This is a genomic window from Leuconostoc sp. BM2, from assembly GCF_002095565.1.
GTDB classification, from domain to species: Bacteria; Bacillota; Bacilli; order Lactobacillales; family Lactobacillaceae; genus Leuconostoc; species Leuconostoc falkenbergense.
In genome coordinates, this window is the sequence record NZ_MOWQ01000035.1 from 1 (window position 1) to 17,398 (window position 17,398).

The following is a 17,398-nucleotide window of genomic DNA, read 5'->3' on the forward strand; positions in this document are numbered from 1 at the left end:
TCACGACATCCAGTGCCAAAAAACTCCGCGACCTATGCTTCACAACCTATTTTAGAATAAATCAAAAATAGGTGAAGACTATCTCCGCCGAGATTAATCTTCACCTTTAATGTTAGTAAGTTTTATTCTACTGAAATCAAAAATGGATATAATGGTTGTCCACCATCATGGATTTCAATTTCAAGGTCTTCATCAATAGCAGAAACGCTTTTTGCTAATTTATTAGCCGCTTTTTCTTTTGTATCTGCACCAAAAATAATCGTAACAATTTCAGAATCATCATCCAACATTTTTTCGACTGATTGTTCCGCTGCAGCTTCACTGGTGTCCGCCACAATTTGAATGTCACCATCAATGATTCCCATCCAATCGCCATTATGAATCTCAACACCATTTAGCGTCGTATCTCGCACTGCCTGCGTAATCTGAGCTGATTTAACATCAGCAATCATATCCGACATGGCACTAGCATTTTCTGACGCTTCAGCCTCCGGATTATATCCCATCATTGCTGTCAATCCTTGCTGAACTGTACGTGTTTTAACAACTTGTACCGGTACATCAGCTAAGTCAACTGCTTGTTCAGCTGCCATAAAAATATTACTATTATTGGGCAAGACAACAGCTTGATTAGCACCACTTGCTTTAATCGCGTCAACAATATCCGCTGTTGAAGGGTTCATTGTTTGTCCACCAGAAATAACTGTATGAACGCCTAAGCTTTTAAATAACTTAGCCACACCCTCTCCAGCTGCGATAGCAATAACTGCTGTTTCAGGTGCAGGCTTTGTCATTTCAGATATTTTAGCCGTTTGTGCTTCGTCTTCACGCTGTGCGTCAATAACAGCTTGTTGTTGATCACGCATATTATCAACTTTTACTTTAACTAATGAGCCAAAATGAGTGCCCCAAGTAATGACTTCACCAGGATTTTCTGTATGGACATGCACCTTAACAATTTCATCGTCATTAATGACCAACAACGAATCACCCAATTGCGCTAAATGTTTGTAAAATTCATCATAATCAAATTCATGATCATAAGTCGTTCCTTTACCGATTTGAACCATGACTTCCGTGCAGTATCCATACTTGATATCTGCTGGATCAAGGTTACTGTTAGCTTGGGCACCAGCGTGCAATTCTTTGACCATTTGATCAAGTTCCGCATTATCTGGCGCTTTCATATCTTCTTCATTAAAATCGCCGCTCAGTACTTGATAGAATGCCTGCAAAACAAACACAAGTCCTTGACCACCTGAATCAACAACGCCAACTTCTTTTAGCACAGGTAGCAAATCAGGTGTGCTATTTAAAGCTTTCTGAGCTGCGTCTTCAACGGCAGCCATCAACTCAACAACATCATCAGTTTGGTTGGCTACCTTATTTGCTTTTGAAGCTGCTTCCCGAATAACTGTCAGAATTGTACCTTCTGTTGGCTTCATGACAGATTTATACGCAATTTGAGCCCCAGCCATCAAAGCATCGGCTAAATCACGTGCTGAAAGTGTCTCTTTGTCCGCCATACTATTGGCAAAACCACGAAAAATTTGAGACAAGATAACGCCTGAGTTACCTCTAGCGCCCATTAGCAAACCTTTTGACGTTGCCTTAGCGAGTGCACCAATATTGGTATCTAACGCGTCTCTCTCATATTGTGCGCCACTCGCCATCGACAAGCTCATATTTGTACCAGTGTCACCATCGGGTACTGGAAATACATTTAATTTATTGATTTTATCCGCATTCGCGGCAAGCGCTGCTGATGCAGCATTTATCATTTTACCAAATTCAACATTGGTAATAACTGTGAGTGAATTGACTGACATGACCTCTCCTAGTCACTGACGCGAACACCCTGAACTATCACATTAACTTCAGTGACATGGATGCCCAACAATGCGTCGAGATTATATTTGACTTTACCTTGAACCGACTTTGATATTTCTGATAGTTTAGTGCCATATTGGGCAACTAAATAGACATCAACACCAACACCACTATTTTCCTGATGTACAACAACGCCCTTACCATAATTTTCGCGGTTCAATATTTGATTAACACCATCTCGAAAGGTAGCTTTTGAAGCCATGCCGACAACGCCAGGGTTTTCAATCGCTGAACCACCGACAATCGTCGCAATGACATCATTTTCTAGCGTAATATCGCCGTTTTTTGTTTTCATCTTAATTGCCATAGTCTATTTAATGAATTATTTGTGAAACGATTTTTTCTGCTGTCGCTTACAATAAAACATTTCTCCTCCTTACCAAAGGTTTGTTAAATACTATTTTACCATAGTTAACTGATATTACGCCTACACGGTCTCTGATTAACAAGGATCAACTTGATTGACGCTGAATCGTGAATAAAAAAAACCACCATACGGTGGTCTCACGATATTGGCAAACCAACAAATCGTGTTTTAAACGCGTTCGATTGAACCGTTCTTTAATCCGGCCTTCAAAGTACGCGCCGTCAAGTAAACCTTCTTTGGTGCGGCACCGTTGATTTTTACCGTAACTTTTTGCAAGTTTGGCTTCCAGCTGCGACGGCTTGAATTCAACGCGTGTGAACGTTGGTTACCGAAGCGTGTGCGTGCACCAGTAATAGCATCTTTTGCCATGTTCGACCCTCCTTTTCGAGCCATTTATTTTTTAAGCTCTTTCTACAACAATATTAAATTTTACCAGAATTTTAAACTTTTGACAAGTTAATTCGCATATTTTGACAAAATATCTGCTAACTGTTGCTTATTATGAAAGCCTGTTAGTCGTTCCACAACTTCACCGTCTTTTTTAACAAGAAGTGTCGGAATTGCCCGAATACCAAATTCAGCAGGTGTTTGAGGATTCTGATCCACATCCATCTTCACAAATTCAACATTGTCAACTTCATCTGATAGTGCCTCCAAAACAGGTGATTGCATCCGACATGGACCACACCACGTCGCCCAAAAATCTGTAATACTAACACCTTGATTCGTTGCTGCTTCAAAAGTCGCATCTTCTACTGTCTTAACTGCCATGTTAACTCCTATCTATGGATTGCGTCACCATGATAATACCTGTATCAAAGCTGACGTGGACCCTATCATTTAAGAATTCATTTGATGACCACATTTTATACTTATTTTCTGTTAGTGTCAACGGATATTTAGCGTCAATAATTTTAAAATTTTTAACGTCATTAATTGGCATGAAGCCCAAATAATGACTGTTTTCCTGCTTTAAAACAGTATGTTCGCCAGCTTTCAAAAAAGTAACAGTATTAGTTTGATCAATGATTTCAAGTTTTTCAACGACACTATCAAATTTTGGATCGGCCATTAGCCATAAATTACTTAATAGGTGATCCAGTCTACCACCTGTTGCACCAAAAACTTTAATACAAGACACAGGTTGTTTTTGGGCAAACATAACCGCTAACTCAGTATCTGTTTCATCTTTTTCGGCGCGCACATGGACAATGTTTTCAGTGGCAATATGTTCTTGTAGCGCCTCAAATTCCACTGATGTCAAAGAATCAAAATCACCAACAGCAAGCATCATCGCAACATGATGTTGATATAAATACCAAGCACCACGATCTGCGCCAATCCAAGCGCCAGGCTCACTAAATAATTTTTTTGGCCACAGATCCACCGGCCCACCTGCTAAAATATTAATTTGCATTATTTAGTCAATTCTTTCAAAATATCAATTTTTGCAGCGGGATCAACTTTATCATACACGTAAGATCCGGCGACAAACACATTGGCACCAGCTTCGTAAGCCGCAGAAATCGTTTCATTATTGACACCACCATCGATTTCTATATCAAAGTCGAGACCGCGAGCATCACGGAAAACTTTTAACTGTGCAATTTTTTCAATTGTAGATGGCAAAAACTTTTGACCACCAAATCCGGGATTAACAGTCATGACCAATACTTGATCGACCATATCAAGAACTGATTCAATTGCTGAAACAGGTGTGCCGGGGTTAATCACAACCTCAGCTTTAACACCTTTATTTTTGATCATTTGTAGAGCACGATGAATATGTGCCGTTGCTTCAACATGAACACCAATTATGTCGGCTCCCGCATCGGCAAATTCATCAACAAACCGTTCTGGATTAACAACCATCAAATGAACATCCAATACTAAATCTGTTTCTGGACGTAACTGTTTAACCCAGTTTGGGCCATAAGAAATAGCTGGCACAAAACTACCATCCATAACGTCAATATGTAAATATTCTGCGCCTGCTGCTTCGACGAGTTTAACGTCGCGCTCTAAGTTAGTGTAATCGGCACTTAAAATCGATGGTGAAATAATTCCTGACATAATCATGTCCCCTTTTAGTTATCTGTTTTATATTTTGGTTTTTGCGCTTTTATCAATTGGTAAAACGCTTTATAACTATTATACCTTGACTGAGAAATTGTGCCAACTGTCACAGCTTCTTTTACGGCACAAGCTGGCTCATTTAGATGCAAACAGCCACGAAAGCGACAATTTGAACGAACTGCCACAAATTCCGGGAAAAAATCGTCTAAAGTCTCAGCAGAAAAGTCAAATACTTCGTACGACGAAAATCCTGGTGTATCAGCAATCAATGCGTCATCAACCCGAATGAGAGTGACTTGACGCGTTGTGTGTTTACCACGGCTTAATGCCTTTGAGACCTCTCCTGTTTCAAGGCCAAGGTTTGGAGATAAATGATTCAACAACGTTGATTTACCTGCACCGGTTTGACCCATGAAAACTGAAACTTTGCCTTGCAACTCAGCTTTCAATTTGTCAAACGCATTGGGTGCTGTCGACTCAATAACCGGATAACCAATCTGACGGTATTCGTGAACAACTTTTCTCATGATTTGATATTCTTCAGATGAGAGTAAATCGAATTTCGAAAAATAAATTAGTGGCGAAACACCAGCGGCTTCCAATGCAACTAACTGCCGATCAAGCAAATTAGCTGTAAAATTGGGTTCCTTTACGGCTGTGACAATCACAGCAATATCAATGTTGGCAACTGGCGGTCTTACCAGAACGTTTCGTCGATCATGAATCGCCCAAATCAAGCCTTCGTCGCGATCACTTTCAAAATCCACAAAATCACCAACCAACGGTTTTTGTTTTGACTTACGAAATTCGCCGCGAGCACGCGTTCGTTGAATTTCTTCGGTACCATCTAATTGTATATCATAGTAACCGCTCAAAGAGCGTATAATGCGTCCTGTTTTCATAAGCTAATCATAACAAAAAAAGTCGATATAATCGACTTTTACTTGCTAATTAGTTTGTTTAAGAATTACCTGAGCTACTAGATGAGGAGGATTTGCTACTCTCATCACTCGATTCATCACTAGAAGAGGAGCTTGAACTGGATGAACTACTGCTTGAACTAGATTGTTCTGGCCCTTGTGAGATTGTCACTAATAGTGTATTATCACGTGTAATTTTTGAACCACCACGGATTGATTGACTAATAACATGATCTTTTTTGACAGAATTTGAGTAGGTGGTATTAACGTTAACCGTAATGCCGTTTTGAGCTGCCCAATTCTGAACATCATCTTGTGTACTTGATTTGGTAAAATCAGGTACCGTAATTTTTTCCGGTCCAGTTGAAATTGTGAATTTAACTGTCGTTTCAGTTGGGTCAACTTTGTCATTAGCAGAGATTGACTGTGCAATGATTGATCCTGAAGCGATAGTATCTGACGCTTGAGATGTTTTTTGTACTTCGTAACCTTGTGCCCGTAACTGTGCGGCTGTCATATCATAATCAGAACCGACATAATCACCAAAACGGACTTTTGCACGACCAGAAGAAACAATTAAATTAACAGTATCGCCCTTTTTGGCATCAGCACCATCAGTTGGCGTTGAGCGGACAACATTACCTTTTTTGATTGATTTGGAAGTTGTGGACGTCACTGTGCCGACATTTAGGCCAGCCTTTTTAATCTTACTTTCGGCCTGACTTTGAGTTAAATTCACCAAATCAGGAACAGTTGTTTTATTGGCTTGAATTTGTAAAATAACAAACAGACTGATTAGAGCAGCTGCCACAATAGCAATTGCGAATAATATCTTGCCCGTCTTGCTTTCGCGATACTTAATACCATTGCCTCGTAATACTGACCTCACATAGGCAGGCGTACGATCCACAACCTTGGCAATTTCTTTAACTGTGTAACCTTTTTTGCCATATTCAATAATACGATCTTTGATGGATGGTTCTTCTGGTGCTTCGTCTGGAAGCACATTGACAGATGAAACACCTGTTTTCAGTTGATCCTGAATTTGAGCCATGGGAATAATTCTAGTCTCATCATCAGCATCTGTCATTGGCGCAAAACGTGACTCATGCGTTCTCCTTGGCGATAACGATGTTTTAATGTCTTCTGCCATAGCTGCTGCATTAAGATAGCGATCTTGCGGCTTTTTCGCTGTTGCTTTCAAAATAACATTTTCTAAAGCCTGCGGAATTCGTGGGTCAAAATCACGAACAGATGGCATATCAGCCGCAGCATGTTTGAGCGCTACTGCTACGGGTGTGTCACCTTCGTACGGCACATGCTGTGTCAGCATTTCGTATAGCATAACTCCTAACGCATAGATGTCGGACTTTGTTGAAGCCATGCCACCTCGTGTCTGCTCTGGTGACAAATAATGAACCGATCCGATTACCGTATTTGTTTGGGTTAGGTCCTGTTCTGATTTGGCAATGGCAATTCCAAAATCAGTGATTTTGACTTTGTTTTGTGCGTCAATCAGAATATTTTGAGGTTTGAGGTCGCGATGAATAATATCTGCATCATGAGCTGCTTGCACCGCATTTAAAACCTGCAACATAATATCAACAACTTGTTGATAAGGAATGGGAAAATGTGCCTGGATATATGATTTCAAATCAGTCCCTTCAACATATTCCATAACGATGTATTGAGAGCCTTCATACTCACCAACATCATAAACTTGAACAATATTGTCATTAACTAATTCAGTAGCTGCCAAAGCCTCATGTTGAAAACGTTTTGCCAAATCAGCATCAGCTTGAATGTCAAGACGCATCATTTTAAACGTCACGTCACGATCTAAAAATTCATCATGCGCCAAATAAACGTTGGCCATGCCACCACCGCCAAGTGATTTAATAATAAGATATCGATTGTCAACTAATGTATCAGGTAACATTTTTAATCCTTTTCATGTGTAACGAGCACCGCCGTCACGTTATCTGGCGCACCAAGACTATTTGCTTGTTGAATCATATCAAACACTCTAATATCCAATGGTGCTTCTAGACGCATTGTTGCTTTTATTTCATCTTGTGTTAATACTTTTGTAATACCGTCTGTTGTCAAAAATAACATGTCATCATCAACAAACTCATGCTGAATAACCTCTAACATGGCGTGTTGATCAACACCTAAAAATCGCGTCACGCTCCGTGCATTAGGTAAATTACTGGCACCTTCTGCTGATAAAGCGCCACTACGAATCATCTCATTTTTAAGTGTATGATCAAAAGATAATTGTGTGAGCTCATCTCCGTGTAGCAAAAAGGCTTTCGAATCACCTAAATTAGCAACGACAATTTGGTCATCAAATAGTACAGCTAATACAAGGGTTGTTGCCATTTCTGATAGTTCCTCAAAGCGTTGTCCCGCTTCTAGGATGGTTTGATTTTCAATTATTGTTTGATTTTTAAGCCATTCAATTGTTGGTACAATTGTTTCAAGTTGGCTACTTTCCCACGCATGTCCAAAATGTTCCACGGTCATCTCACTAGCGACTTCGCCACCTTCATTGGAGGTGACCCCGTCAGCTACAATAACCATCGTTCGACCAAAACTATTGGTGAAGGCACCAACATAATCTTGATTGTCCGGACGTTTTGCCCCAGGATCAGTATGATAGGCAATTACCATAGATTATTTTTTCCTTAGTACTGCAACAAAGAAACCGTCAGTGTGATAATCATCGGGATAAACATGTAATACTTTCTCATGTCTATCTTCTTTAAGATTTTGTGACGTTTTTGTTGGTATCAATTCAAAATTTGGATTTTCATTCAAAAAGCTTGTCACAACATCGTCATTTTCTTGACGCAAAATTGTACAAGTACTGTAAACCATGATACCATCTTTTGCAAGGTTTTTGCTAACTGAATTCAAAATTGCGAGTTGCAAGTGTGATAAACTTTCAACATCAGCTAGTGTTTTATCATATCTAATTTCAGGTTTTCGGCGTAATAAACCAAAGCCAGAACATGGTGCATCAACTAAAATCCGATCGAATTGTTGATCAATTTGTTCAGGCACTTTGCGAGCGTCAAGCACACGTGTTTTAATTTTATCGGACAAATGCATGCGCTCAGCATTATGTTGGATCAGCTTGATTTTGTGTTCATGAATATCAAGCGCTAATACTTTAGCATCATCAGCGATATATTGTGCAATTTGTGTAGTTTTACCGCCTGGTGCTGCAGCAGCATCTAAAATATTTTTGACGTTTTCTGTCAGTTGCAAACTTTCCACCGGCAACATTGCACTTTCGTCTTGAATCGTCAATAGACCATCATGATAAGCCTTTGAACTTGCAACATGACCACCATTTACGACAAAAGCGTGAGCAGCAACTTTTGATGCTATTGTTGTAAAATTCTCTGCTTCCAACGCAGCCTTAACCTCATCATCACTAGCCAAAGCAGTATTAACGCGCACAGATTGTGATGGTGCATCATTAATTGTAGCAATCATTTGCCGTGTTTTAGTTTCACCATTTTGATTTATCAACGTCTCAATTAACCAGATGGGTAGGCTCGCTTCAACCGAAAGACGTGTCACTGTATCTGAAATATCAGTTGTGGACGGTAACCCTTGGCGATCAATATTATGCAATATTGCCGTGACAAATTTTGCAGTCCCAACATGCCCCATAACTTTAGCCACTTCAATTGATTCATTAAAAATAGCGTGTTGCGGAATTTTATCCAAATAAACCATTTGAAATAACGCGGTGTAAAGCAATTCTGTAACCCATGCATCAATTTTTTTGCCTTTGACAAAAGATGCCAACCAGTATTCAAAAGTCAAACGATGCTGAATCACACCATAAACTAATGTCGTTAGTAGTCGCGTGTCTGCTTCACCTAAATGATGTTGCTTGATGACTTGATTCAGTTGCAAATTAGAATAAGCACCGTTTTTGATTTTAGCTAATGTTTGCACTGCTAAAACCCGAGGATTGTCGCTGTATACCCGTTTATCACTCATGTTTTGTCACCCATTGTTGACCTACTTCAAGGTTTTTACCAGCACCATTTAAATAATCACTCACTGCCATTTTTGATTTACCTGCTGGTTGCAATTGATTAATTGTAATCACAGTACCATTTGCTGCTGCTATAGATAATGATTTTTTAGTTTTGGTCACAATAGTACCCGGTGCTTGCGTTGTTGTATCAGGTTGTGGTGTGACATCAATTAATTTCACACGTTGTCCACCAACTTGAATATAAGCAGGGTGCGTTGGATAAAGGCCGCGAATATGCCAGTCAAGTTGTTGTGCCGTTTCGTTTTCAAAATGCAAGTTTTGCAAATCATGCGGAATATTTGGCGCAAAAGTCACATCAGCTTCATCTTGCACCACTGGTTGAATATCACCAGTGGCGATTTTAGGCAGTGTCGCCATTAACAAATCACGACCGGCTAAACTCAACTTTTCAAACATTGTGCCCACATTGTCATTGGCAGTAATTGGCACTTTCACAACATCAATCACATCCCCAGCGTCCATTTTTTTGACCATGTACATTATGGAAACCCCAGTTTCTTGATCGCCATTCATGATTGCATAATGGACAGGTGCTCCGCCACGATATTTTGGTAATAATGAGGCATGGGTATTCACTGCAGCAATTCGAGCGGCTGACAACAATTGTTCTGGTAAAAATTGTCCAAAAGCTGCTGTCACAATGAAATCAGGTTGCCAATCAATGACTTGCTGCATTTCAGGAGAACCACTAATTTTTTCAGGCTGCAAAACGCGAACACCATGTGCCATTGCTGCTTCTTTAACAGGGCTAGGGGCCAACTCATGGCGCCGACCTTTTGGTCGATCTGGCTGAGTGACAACACCCTTCACTTCATATTGATTATCGGCCAATAATGCTTCCAATATTGGCACTGCAAACTTGGGAGTGCCCATAAAAACAACCGTATAGCTCATTAATTTACCTCGATTTAAAAAATTAAATTGTTCACCTAACAAAAATACCCGTTTAACTGCGGGTATTTGTTTTTCTTTATTATATCACATCACATAAATGAGACTGGTTCACGGTCAATACTGAGTCGCAAATCGCCTTTTGCATTTTGTGAACGATTCTGTAAAGTCTTCAATAGATTATCGACCATATCTCGCTGTTTAAACTTGAGAATGATTTGGAAATAATAACGATTGCGCATTTTGGCAATCGGTTTTGGCGATGGTCCTAAGACGATGACTTCTTGATTGACATGTGCACGTAGCCAACGTGCAACTTGTAGCATTTGCAAAGCCGCTTGATTTTCATCAGAATGACTGGCTTGAATTTGAACAGTGTAGTAATACGGTGAGTAATTACCGGCATGTCGCGCGCGCATTTCTTGATGATAAAACCCTTCATAATCATGCTGCTGAGCAAAAACAATTGCATAGTGTTGCGGGTTAAACGTTTGGACGACAACTTCCCCACTTTTTTGAGCGCGACCTGCTCGCCCGCTGACTTGCGTTAAAAGTTGAAAGGTGCGTTCACTGGCGTGAAAATCAGGTAATCCCAACGCTGTGTCTGCATTTAAAACACCGACCAAGGTGACATCTGGAAAATCTAATCCTTTGGCAATCATTTGCGTACCTAGTAAAATATCAGCTTCATGACGTCCAAATTTTCCCAGTAACTTGTCCATACTGCCTTTTTTTCGGGTTGTATCTTGATCCATTCGAATCACACGTGCTGTTGGGAAAAGCTCAGCTAGTTCAACGGCCACCTTTTCCGTACCAGTACCGTAATAGCGAATGCGTTTTGACCCACAATTAGGACAAACTGTTGGAATAGGTTCCTCATGACCACAATAGTGACATTTTAACGTGTGCGAATCCATGTGCAATGTCATTGCTAAATTACAATTAGGATCACGTGGTACAAAACCACAATCACGACACATGACAAAACTTGAAAAGCCACGGCGATTAAGCATCAGAACAATTTGCTCTTTTTTATTTAACCGATCAGCAATTTTGTCTTTCAGTTCAGCAGAAAAATTTGTTTCAGGGCCATCAGCCAAGGTATCTTTCATGTCAATGACATCAACCTTAGGCAGTTTGGCTCCGCCGGCTCTTTGTGTTAAAGTCAAACGTTCATAAACGCCACGTTGTGCGCGCGCACGTGTCTCTAATGACGGCGTTGCTGAGCCGAGAATAACTGGGATTTGATAATATTCACCACGCCACAAGGCCACATCGCGGGCATTGTAGCGAGGATTATCAGACTGCTTATATGTCGTTTCATGTTCTTCGTCAACAATAATTAGCCCAAGATTGTCTAATGGTGCAAACACCGCAGACCTTGCCCCTACGACAATTTGAACATCACTCCGTTCAATTCGTCGCCACTCATCATAACGCTCGCCATCACTTAAACCTGAATGAAGGACGGCTGTTTGTTCTCCAAAACGACTTTTAACACGTCGCACCATTTGTGGTGTTAAGGCAATTTCAGGTACCAAAAATAGCACGGTTTTGCCCTGCTTTAAGACGTGTTGTGCCACTTGCAAGTATACTTCAGTTTTGCCTGAACCAGTGATACCTTCTAGCAAAAAAGGCGCAAAACGATGTAAATCAGCTGAGGATGAAATACGATCAAAAGCTTGCTGTTGTTCATCGTTTAAGTCTAACGGATCACTTTTTTGTACCATTGCTTTAAACGGATCGCGTAATGCCTCAACTTGTTTTTTGACAAGCCATTCATGTGTCACAGCATGTGCCAATGTTGCATCACTAACCGGTAGCATTTCTTGCAATTCTTTTTTTAGCCATGTCTCACCGACATGCTGCAAAATGAATGCTATCAGTTGCGCCTGCTTTTTAGCTGTTGGTCGCAATGATTGTTGCGCCGTCTTTAATATCGTGACATTTTGACTAAATTGATAAGCTAATTGTGTTTTAACTTTTGCCCGATCATTGACTTCAATTCTAACTTCGATGCTGTGTTGGCGTCGGAGTTTGGCTAACGTAGCCAAATCCTTGTCGCTATATTGATTAGCATGAAATGCAATTTCGGTTAATCCCATGAATAGTCGATTAGCGACGTCATCACTGACTTTACCGACTACTTTTATAAAATGTTGATAGTCTGCTTTTAGGGCATTTGGCAACATGGTTTGTAAAATCGAAATTCTAAATGCAAAGGTTTCATCAGCTAAATAATCAGACAACGATAACAATTCTGTGTTTAAAACCGGTGACAAATCTAAAATTGTTGTCAATGGTCGTAATTGATCTTCTGACAAATCAGTCGTCGCACGAATACCAACCACATAACCCATCACTTCTCGACGCCCAAAAGGTACCGTGACACGCATGCCGGGTAAAATTTGATCAATCATTTCTTCAGGAATGACATATGTATAAGGTTGATCTGTTTGCATCGTTGGCACATCAACAATGATTTGTGCATATTGTTTCTTCATATCTCTATTTTAACAGAGCTGGCAAATCACTTCATCCAACAAAATAAAAAACAGACAAAACATTTGTCTGCTATCTCTTAAATATGCTTGATGTTAAATCCTGTACGTTCTTGAATGGCATTTAACGCCTGCAAATAACGCGCATAATAGCCGTAAGGATCCTCACTACCACCTTGTGCATCTAACATCACAACTTTATCCATAAAGCCATAATCTTCAATGACTTGCATGAGTTGATTATGGAATTGCCAACGTGTATCATCATCAGCACTATCCATATTACGGAATCCATCATCTACATACGGTGTCACTGGTGGAATTACTAAAATTAAATCAATTAATTCCTCACCAATTGTATTATCAAACAATGGTTGCAATTGCGCATTATCTTCCTTGCTCAACCACATATCCGCGTACACTTTGGTGACCATGGCATCTGTATCAAAAATTGTTAACCCATTATTAGCGGGTGAATTGATTTCTTTTGAATTAGCATCATATTGACCTTGAATTAGACGAATGTAGTCCTTCACAACTAGTTCATCATCACTCACATTAGAGCGTTCTTGATATTCACGAGCATATTCCTCAGAAAATGGTGAATTACTCGTTCTTGCCAAACGCCTAACAAGCGTTGACTTGCCAGTAGAAGCCGATCCCATGACCGTGACTTTCTTTGTAAAATGGCGTCGAAAGACTCGGTTAATATAATCCCAGTTACCAATCGGATCCTGACGAATCTCTGTTCCTGAAATTTTTAAAACAGTGCGATCCATCAAACTGACTTTGAATTGACCGGTTTGCGGTAATCGCTTTTCTAATTCCATTTTATAATCTGCTTCACCAGTATAAAAAGTGATTTGTGCCTGTTCATCAACAATATTGCGTTTAACGGTTTCAACTAACCGATTAGTCCATTCATCCCAACCATTCGGCATTTGTGGAATATCATCTTCATTGATATAGTCTACTTTAATGTCCGTTTCATCACTGAACGCTTCCCGCAAATAACGGAAACGTTTTTCAACGGGTAGCCCCATTTGATAGCCACGATCTCCTGTATAGCCTGATGCGATAACAACCACACCATCGTTTAAAGCCGCTGCTTTATAAATTTCAGCTTGATGGCCAACATGCATTGGGGCCAATGTGCCAAAAAACACGCCGATTTTGTGACCTTCTAAATCATCTTTATATAAATTACCTGCAATTGTAATCATGATGTTATTAAATTTTGCAGCATTTAATTGAAAATGTTGCTATTCCTTTTTAGTTAATTTGCGCCACTGAATAATACCGTAAATAGCATTAACAGTCAATGCTAAATTCATACCCAACATGGCAAAAGCACTGGGATCAGCATGTCCAGTCCATGCACGCGCCCAAAGTACGATTTCCACGATATCAAATAACAGCCACGCATACCAAGATTCCGCAAATTTAGCGGTCTGTAAAATCTGTGCTCCCATAGAAATCGTGGTTGTCAACCCATCCATATACGGTTGACGTGAACCTGCTTGTTGTAAAATTAGTCCAACAATTCCGAGAATAACTAGAAAAACTGGAATGACAAATAGCCATTGTTTAGGTGTCATATATTTTGTTGCAACAACGTCTTGCTTGTCTTTTTGGGTGATCTGATCACGTTTCATAAATCCTAACCACGCCGCAATACCAACAAATTGCATGACGACCCAGAAAGCACTCAATGCCACTTCACCAAATAACTGCGACTGAAAAGCTAGTGGCATATACATCACAGAATAAATTAAACCCCAAAAATAGTTCGTGATACGACCTTTGGCTACTAATATTACCGTAATAATATTCATCAACCCTGTCGTCAAACCAAACCAATCAAACGTATGACTATGTGCAACACCCAGTCCCCATACGAGTCCTTGTAGCGCTACCAAAACGATAAACAGCGTGCTTTCAGCTAATGTCCAGCCAAATAATAGTTCGCGAACGATATTTTTTGGATTGAAATAACGCCAAAAACGCCGTGAGACTGTCTCCTCAGTCATGTGATTTCTCCCACATTCTATGTTATTTTCTACCATTATAGCAGTTAGAGCAGAGAAAGTATCGTCAAGTAATCAGAACGTAATTTAATTTTCAAACAATGACAAATATTGACCGTAGCCCTCTTTTTGCAAATCTGCTTTAGGCACAAATCGTAAGCTGGCTGAATTAATGCAATATCGCAAACCACCTTTTTCAATTGGCCCATCAGTGAAGACATGCCCTAAATGCGATCCGGCTTCTTTGGACGTTACCTCCGTTCGTGTCATACCAAACGAGTAATCAACGTGCCGCTTAATGTGGTGCTCATCAATGCCTTTAGTAAAAGCAGGCCAACCACAGCCGGCATCATATTTATCAGTAGAGCTAAACAATGGTTCACCACTCACAACATCAACAAAAATGCCGTCGTCCCACCACTGATCATATTTACCAGTAAAGGCACGCTCAGTCGCAGCATGTTGTGTCACTTCGTACTGCTCCGGCGTTAAACGCGCGCGCAACGCCTCATCAGATTCTTTCACCATTTGTATCCTCCTTTAATTCAATAAATCTACAAAAATCCTGAGGTTCATACTCCTTAATTGTACACAGCAAAGTCATCCCGTCAAATGTCACGCCTCATCAATATCATTAGCTTTAAGCCAAATTTTAGCAGCCTGCAATTCTTCACTGGAAATAACATGAGATTGATTAAGACGGAAGACAGTCACTAATGCTTTTGCTTGAGCCAAATTGTCAACTAACGCATCAAAATTGTCACGCGGCACAATAGGGTCAAAATTACCGTGCGATAAAAAAACATGATTACCTTGCAATTTGGCTGGCTCTGTAATGGGCGTTAATTGCATCGCATGTAGTGCCATGACATTTTTGAATGGTGTTTCTCGATGTGTTAACAGCGCATGCAAAGCAATATTGGCACCATTAGAAAATCCAATTGCTAACGCTGACGATGTGTTCAAATCATATTTTGTTAATAATTCAGTTACTGATTTCACCAACCAAGCTGTCTGATCATTAAGAGATACTAAATTAAATTTGCCTTCAGCGTATCGTTCAAAAAAACGATGATAGCCATTTTCCAAAACACGACCTCGAATAGCTAAAATTGGATGATTCGGTGCCAAATATTTAGCAATAGGTACTAGGTCATTTTCATCACCACCTGTGCCATGTAGCAACACAACCGTCGGTAAATCTGGATTACCAGCAATAAACAAGTAGTGCACATCATCCAATTTCTGCTTAATCATACTATCGTTCGTATCAACCATGTCTTAACTCCTTTATGCTAGAAAACGACCCATTCATTGATGAGCCGTTTTTCTGTCATATTAATTTTTAGGGCTATTAAAATCAACCAAATTAGCCTCAATTTGTGTTCGCATATCCTCTAGAAAAGGTGGCAACTCAAGATGAACACCAGCTTCTTCATAAGTTTCATCTACTAAGAAGCCTGGCCCATTGGTCGCTAATTCAAACAAAATGCCCGGCGTTGGTCGGAAATATTCCGATTTGAAATAAAAACGATCAACAAATCCCGAATCTTGGAAACCTAATTCTTGTAGACGCTTAATCCAAAAGTTTAATGCTTCTTCATCGTCAACAATAAATGCCAAATGATGTGGCCCACCGAATCCTTGAACGCCACGCGGTATTATGCGAGATAACAATGTGATGACCTGCGCACCATAACCCCCATGATCAAATTCATATAACGCATAATCACCTTTGGTGTCAACTTTTTCAGCACCCATTACTTTGGTTAGCACCATATCCATTGCATCATGGTTGTTAATTGTCAGCAATTCTGGTCCTAACCCCACAATCGCATGTTGTGGATCCACCGAAGAATGCTGCCATGGCGTATGTGGCCCCGTTAATTCATTGTGACGTGGATTGGTATCGTCGGCAATCAAAGCATATCGTTGATCATCAAAATCATAAAAATTTAAGTATGTGGCACCAAATAATTCGTATGTTTTTGAGTCATAACGAATACCAAATTCATCAAAACGTGCTTGCCAATAACCAAATGAGTCTTGAGAAGGTACTCTAAAAGACGTTCTTGAAATTTCATCAGTACCAAAAACCGCTTTTTGGATCCCTGGAAAGTCAAAAAATGTCAAAACAGAGCCACCCTCGCCTTGGTCATCGGAAAAATAAAGATGGTACGTACGAACATCATCTTGATTAACCGTTTTTTTAATTAAATGCAATCCCAATTTATTCGTAAAAAAGTCCCAAATCTTAGGTGAATCGGAAGTAATCGTTGTTAAGTGGTGAATACCACGAATGTTTGTCCCCATAGCCTTTTATTCCTCTTACTTTTTGTTAGTGTATAGTTAATACTATACACTATTACATTATAATCGCAAGTAATACCACTTACTAATTATAACTGTAATAATGAATATGTATTCAAAATAAAAACATCAACCAAATACGTCACACGTTCGTTGATGTTTTCTTTAATTATTTATATTTTTATCACTAATCGGCTAGTCATTATGACGATCATCATAACCCTTAGGATGACTCTGATGCCACTGCCAAGCTGTCTTGATGATGTCTTGCACATTATCATACTTTGGTGCCCAGCCAAGTACCTCTCGTGCCTTATCTGAATTGGCAATCA

General features: G+C 39.9%; 17 protein-coding genes and 1 pseudogene. All 18 read right to left on the bottom strand.

The window, feature by feature from the left end:
- Nucleotides 1-122: 122 nt before the first annotated feature.
- A complete protein-coding gene (locus BMG01_RS08575; RefSeq protein ID WP_036068755.1) occupies nt 123-1,829 on the bottom strand; it encodes a DAK2 domain-containing protein in 1,707 nt (568 codons plus the stop codon).
- Between the two features lie 8 nt (nt 1,830-1,837).
- Nucleotides 1,838-2,197: an Asp23/Gls24 family envelope stress response protein gene (locus BMG01_RS08580; RefSeq protein ID WP_010291951.1), complete on the bottom strand. Its 360-nt coding sequence runs from the start codon at nt 2,195-2,197 to the stop codon at nt 1,838-1,840.
- A gap of 228 nt (nt 2,198-2,425) precedes the next feature.
- Nucleotides 2,426-2,626, bottom strand: coding sequence for a 50S ribosomal protein L28 (gene rpmB, locus BMG01_RS08585; RefSeq protein ID WP_002815208.1), 201 nt, complete (start codon nt 2,624-2,626; stop codon nt 2,426-2,428).
- An 87-nt stretch (nt 2,627-2,713) separates the two neighbouring features.
- Nucleotides 2,714-3,028 carry a thioredoxin gene (gene trxA / locus BMG01_RS08590; RefSeq protein WP_004914792.1) on the bottom strand — a complete coding sequence of 105 codons (315 nt, stop codon included), beginning with the start codon at nt 3,026-3,028 and terminating at the stop codon, nt 2,714-2,716.
- Between the two features lies 1 nt (nt 3,029).
- A complete protein-coding gene (locus tag BMG01_RS08595) occupies nt 3,030-3,674 on the bottom strand; it encodes a thiamine diphosphokinase (protein WP_004914794.1) in 645 nt (214 codons plus the stop codon).
- A complete protein-coding gene (rpe, locus tag BMG01_RS08600) occupies nt 3,674-4,330 on the bottom strand; it encodes a ribulose-phosphate 3-epimerase (protein WP_036068756.1) in 657 nt (218 codons plus the stop codon). The genes BMG01_RS08595 and rpe overlap by 1 nt, the downstream gene beginning before the upstream one ends.
- Nucleotides 4,331-4,344: 14 nt before the next feature.
- Nucleotides 4,345-5,235 carry a ribosome small subunit-dependent GTPase A gene (gene rsgA / locus BMG01_RS08605; RefSeq protein ID WP_004914798.1) on the bottom strand — a complete coding sequence of 297 codons (891 nt, stop codon included), beginning with the start codon at nt 5,233-5,235 and terminating at the stop codon, nt 4,345-4,347.
- A gap of 58 nt (nt 5,236-5,293) precedes the next feature.
- Complete coding sequence (pknB, locus tag BMG01_RS08610) at nt 5,294-7,192, bottom strand: Stk1 family PASTA domain-containing Ser/Thr kinase (protein ID WP_036068757.1); 1,899 nt, start codon at nt 7,190-7,192, stop codon at nt 5,294-5,296.
- A 2-nt stretch (nt 7,193-7,194) separates the two neighbouring features.
- Nucleotides 7,195-7,929: a protein phosphatase 2C domain-containing protein gene (locus tag BMG01_RS08615; RefSeq protein ID WP_036068759.1), complete on the bottom strand. Its 735-nt coding sequence runs from the start codon at nt 7,927-7,929 to the stop codon at nt 7,195-7,197.
- A gap of 3 nt (nt 7,930-7,932) precedes the next feature.
- Nucleotides 7,933-9,276, bottom strand: a complete 1,344-nt coding sequence (gene rsmB, locus BMG01_RS08620; RefSeq protein ID WP_004914803.1) for a 16S rRNA (cytosine(967)-C(5))-methyltransferase RsmB — start codon at nt 9,274-9,276, stop codon at nt 7,933-7,935.
- The gene (gene fmt, locus BMG01_RS08625; protein ID WP_004914804.1) at nt 9,269-10,231 is read right to left on the bottom strand and encodes a methionyl-tRNA formyltransferase; all 963 of its coding nucleotides are present in this window, start codon (nt 10,229-10,231) and stop codon (nt 9,269-9,271) included. Before fmt ends, rsmB begins: the two co-directional genes overlap by 8 nt.
- An 89-nt stretch (nt 10,232-10,320) precedes the next feature.
- On the bottom strand, nt 10,321-12,732 hold the full coding sequence (priA, locus tag BMG01_RS08630) for a primosomal protein N' (protein ID WP_036068761.1): 2,412 nt from the start codon (nt 12,730-12,732) through the stop codon (nt 10,321-10,323).
- Between the two features lie 77 nt (nt 12,733-12,809).
- The gene (locus BMG01_RS08635; protein ID WP_004914808.1) at nt 12,810-13,952 is read right to left on the bottom strand and encodes a nicotinamide-nucleotide adenylyltransferase; all 1,143 of its coding nucleotides are present in this window, start codon (nt 13,950-13,952) and stop codon (nt 12,810-12,812) included.
- Nucleotides 13,953-13,991: 39 nt separating this feature from the next.
- Nucleotides 13,992-14,759, bottom strand: a complete 768-nt coding sequence (gene pnuC / locus BMG01_RS08640; RefSeq protein ID WP_036068762.1) for a nicotinamide riboside transporter PnuC — start codon at nt 14,757-14,759, stop codon at nt 13,992-13,994.
- 84 nt (nt 14,760-14,843) lie between these two features.
- Nucleotides 14,844-15,284: a peptide-methionine (R)-S-oxide reductase MsrB gene (gene msrB / locus BMG01_RS08645; protein ID WP_004914812.1), complete on the bottom strand. Its 441-nt coding sequence runs from the start codon at nt 15,282-15,284 to the stop codon at nt 14,844-14,846.
- 87 nt (nt 15,285-15,371) lie between these two features.
- Nucleotides 15,372-16,034, bottom strand: a complete 663-nt coding sequence (locus BMG01_RS08650; RefSeq protein WP_051586161.1) for an alpha/beta hydrolase — start codon at nt 16,032-16,034, stop codon at nt 15,372-15,374.
- Nucleotides 16,035-16,094: 60 nt separating this feature from the next.
- Nucleotides 16,095-17,069 carry a ring-cleaving dioxygenase gene (locus tag BMG01_RS08655; RefSeq protein ID WP_004914815.1) on the bottom strand — a complete coding sequence of 325 codons (975 nt, stop codon included), beginning with the start codon at nt 17,067-17,069 and terminating at the stop codon, nt 16,095-16,097.
- A 192-nt stretch (nt 17,070-17,261) separates the two neighbouring features.
- Nucleotides 17,262-17,398: pseudogene (locus BMG01_RS08660) on the bottom strand (UDP-glucose 4-epimerase GalE); the annotation flags it as partial.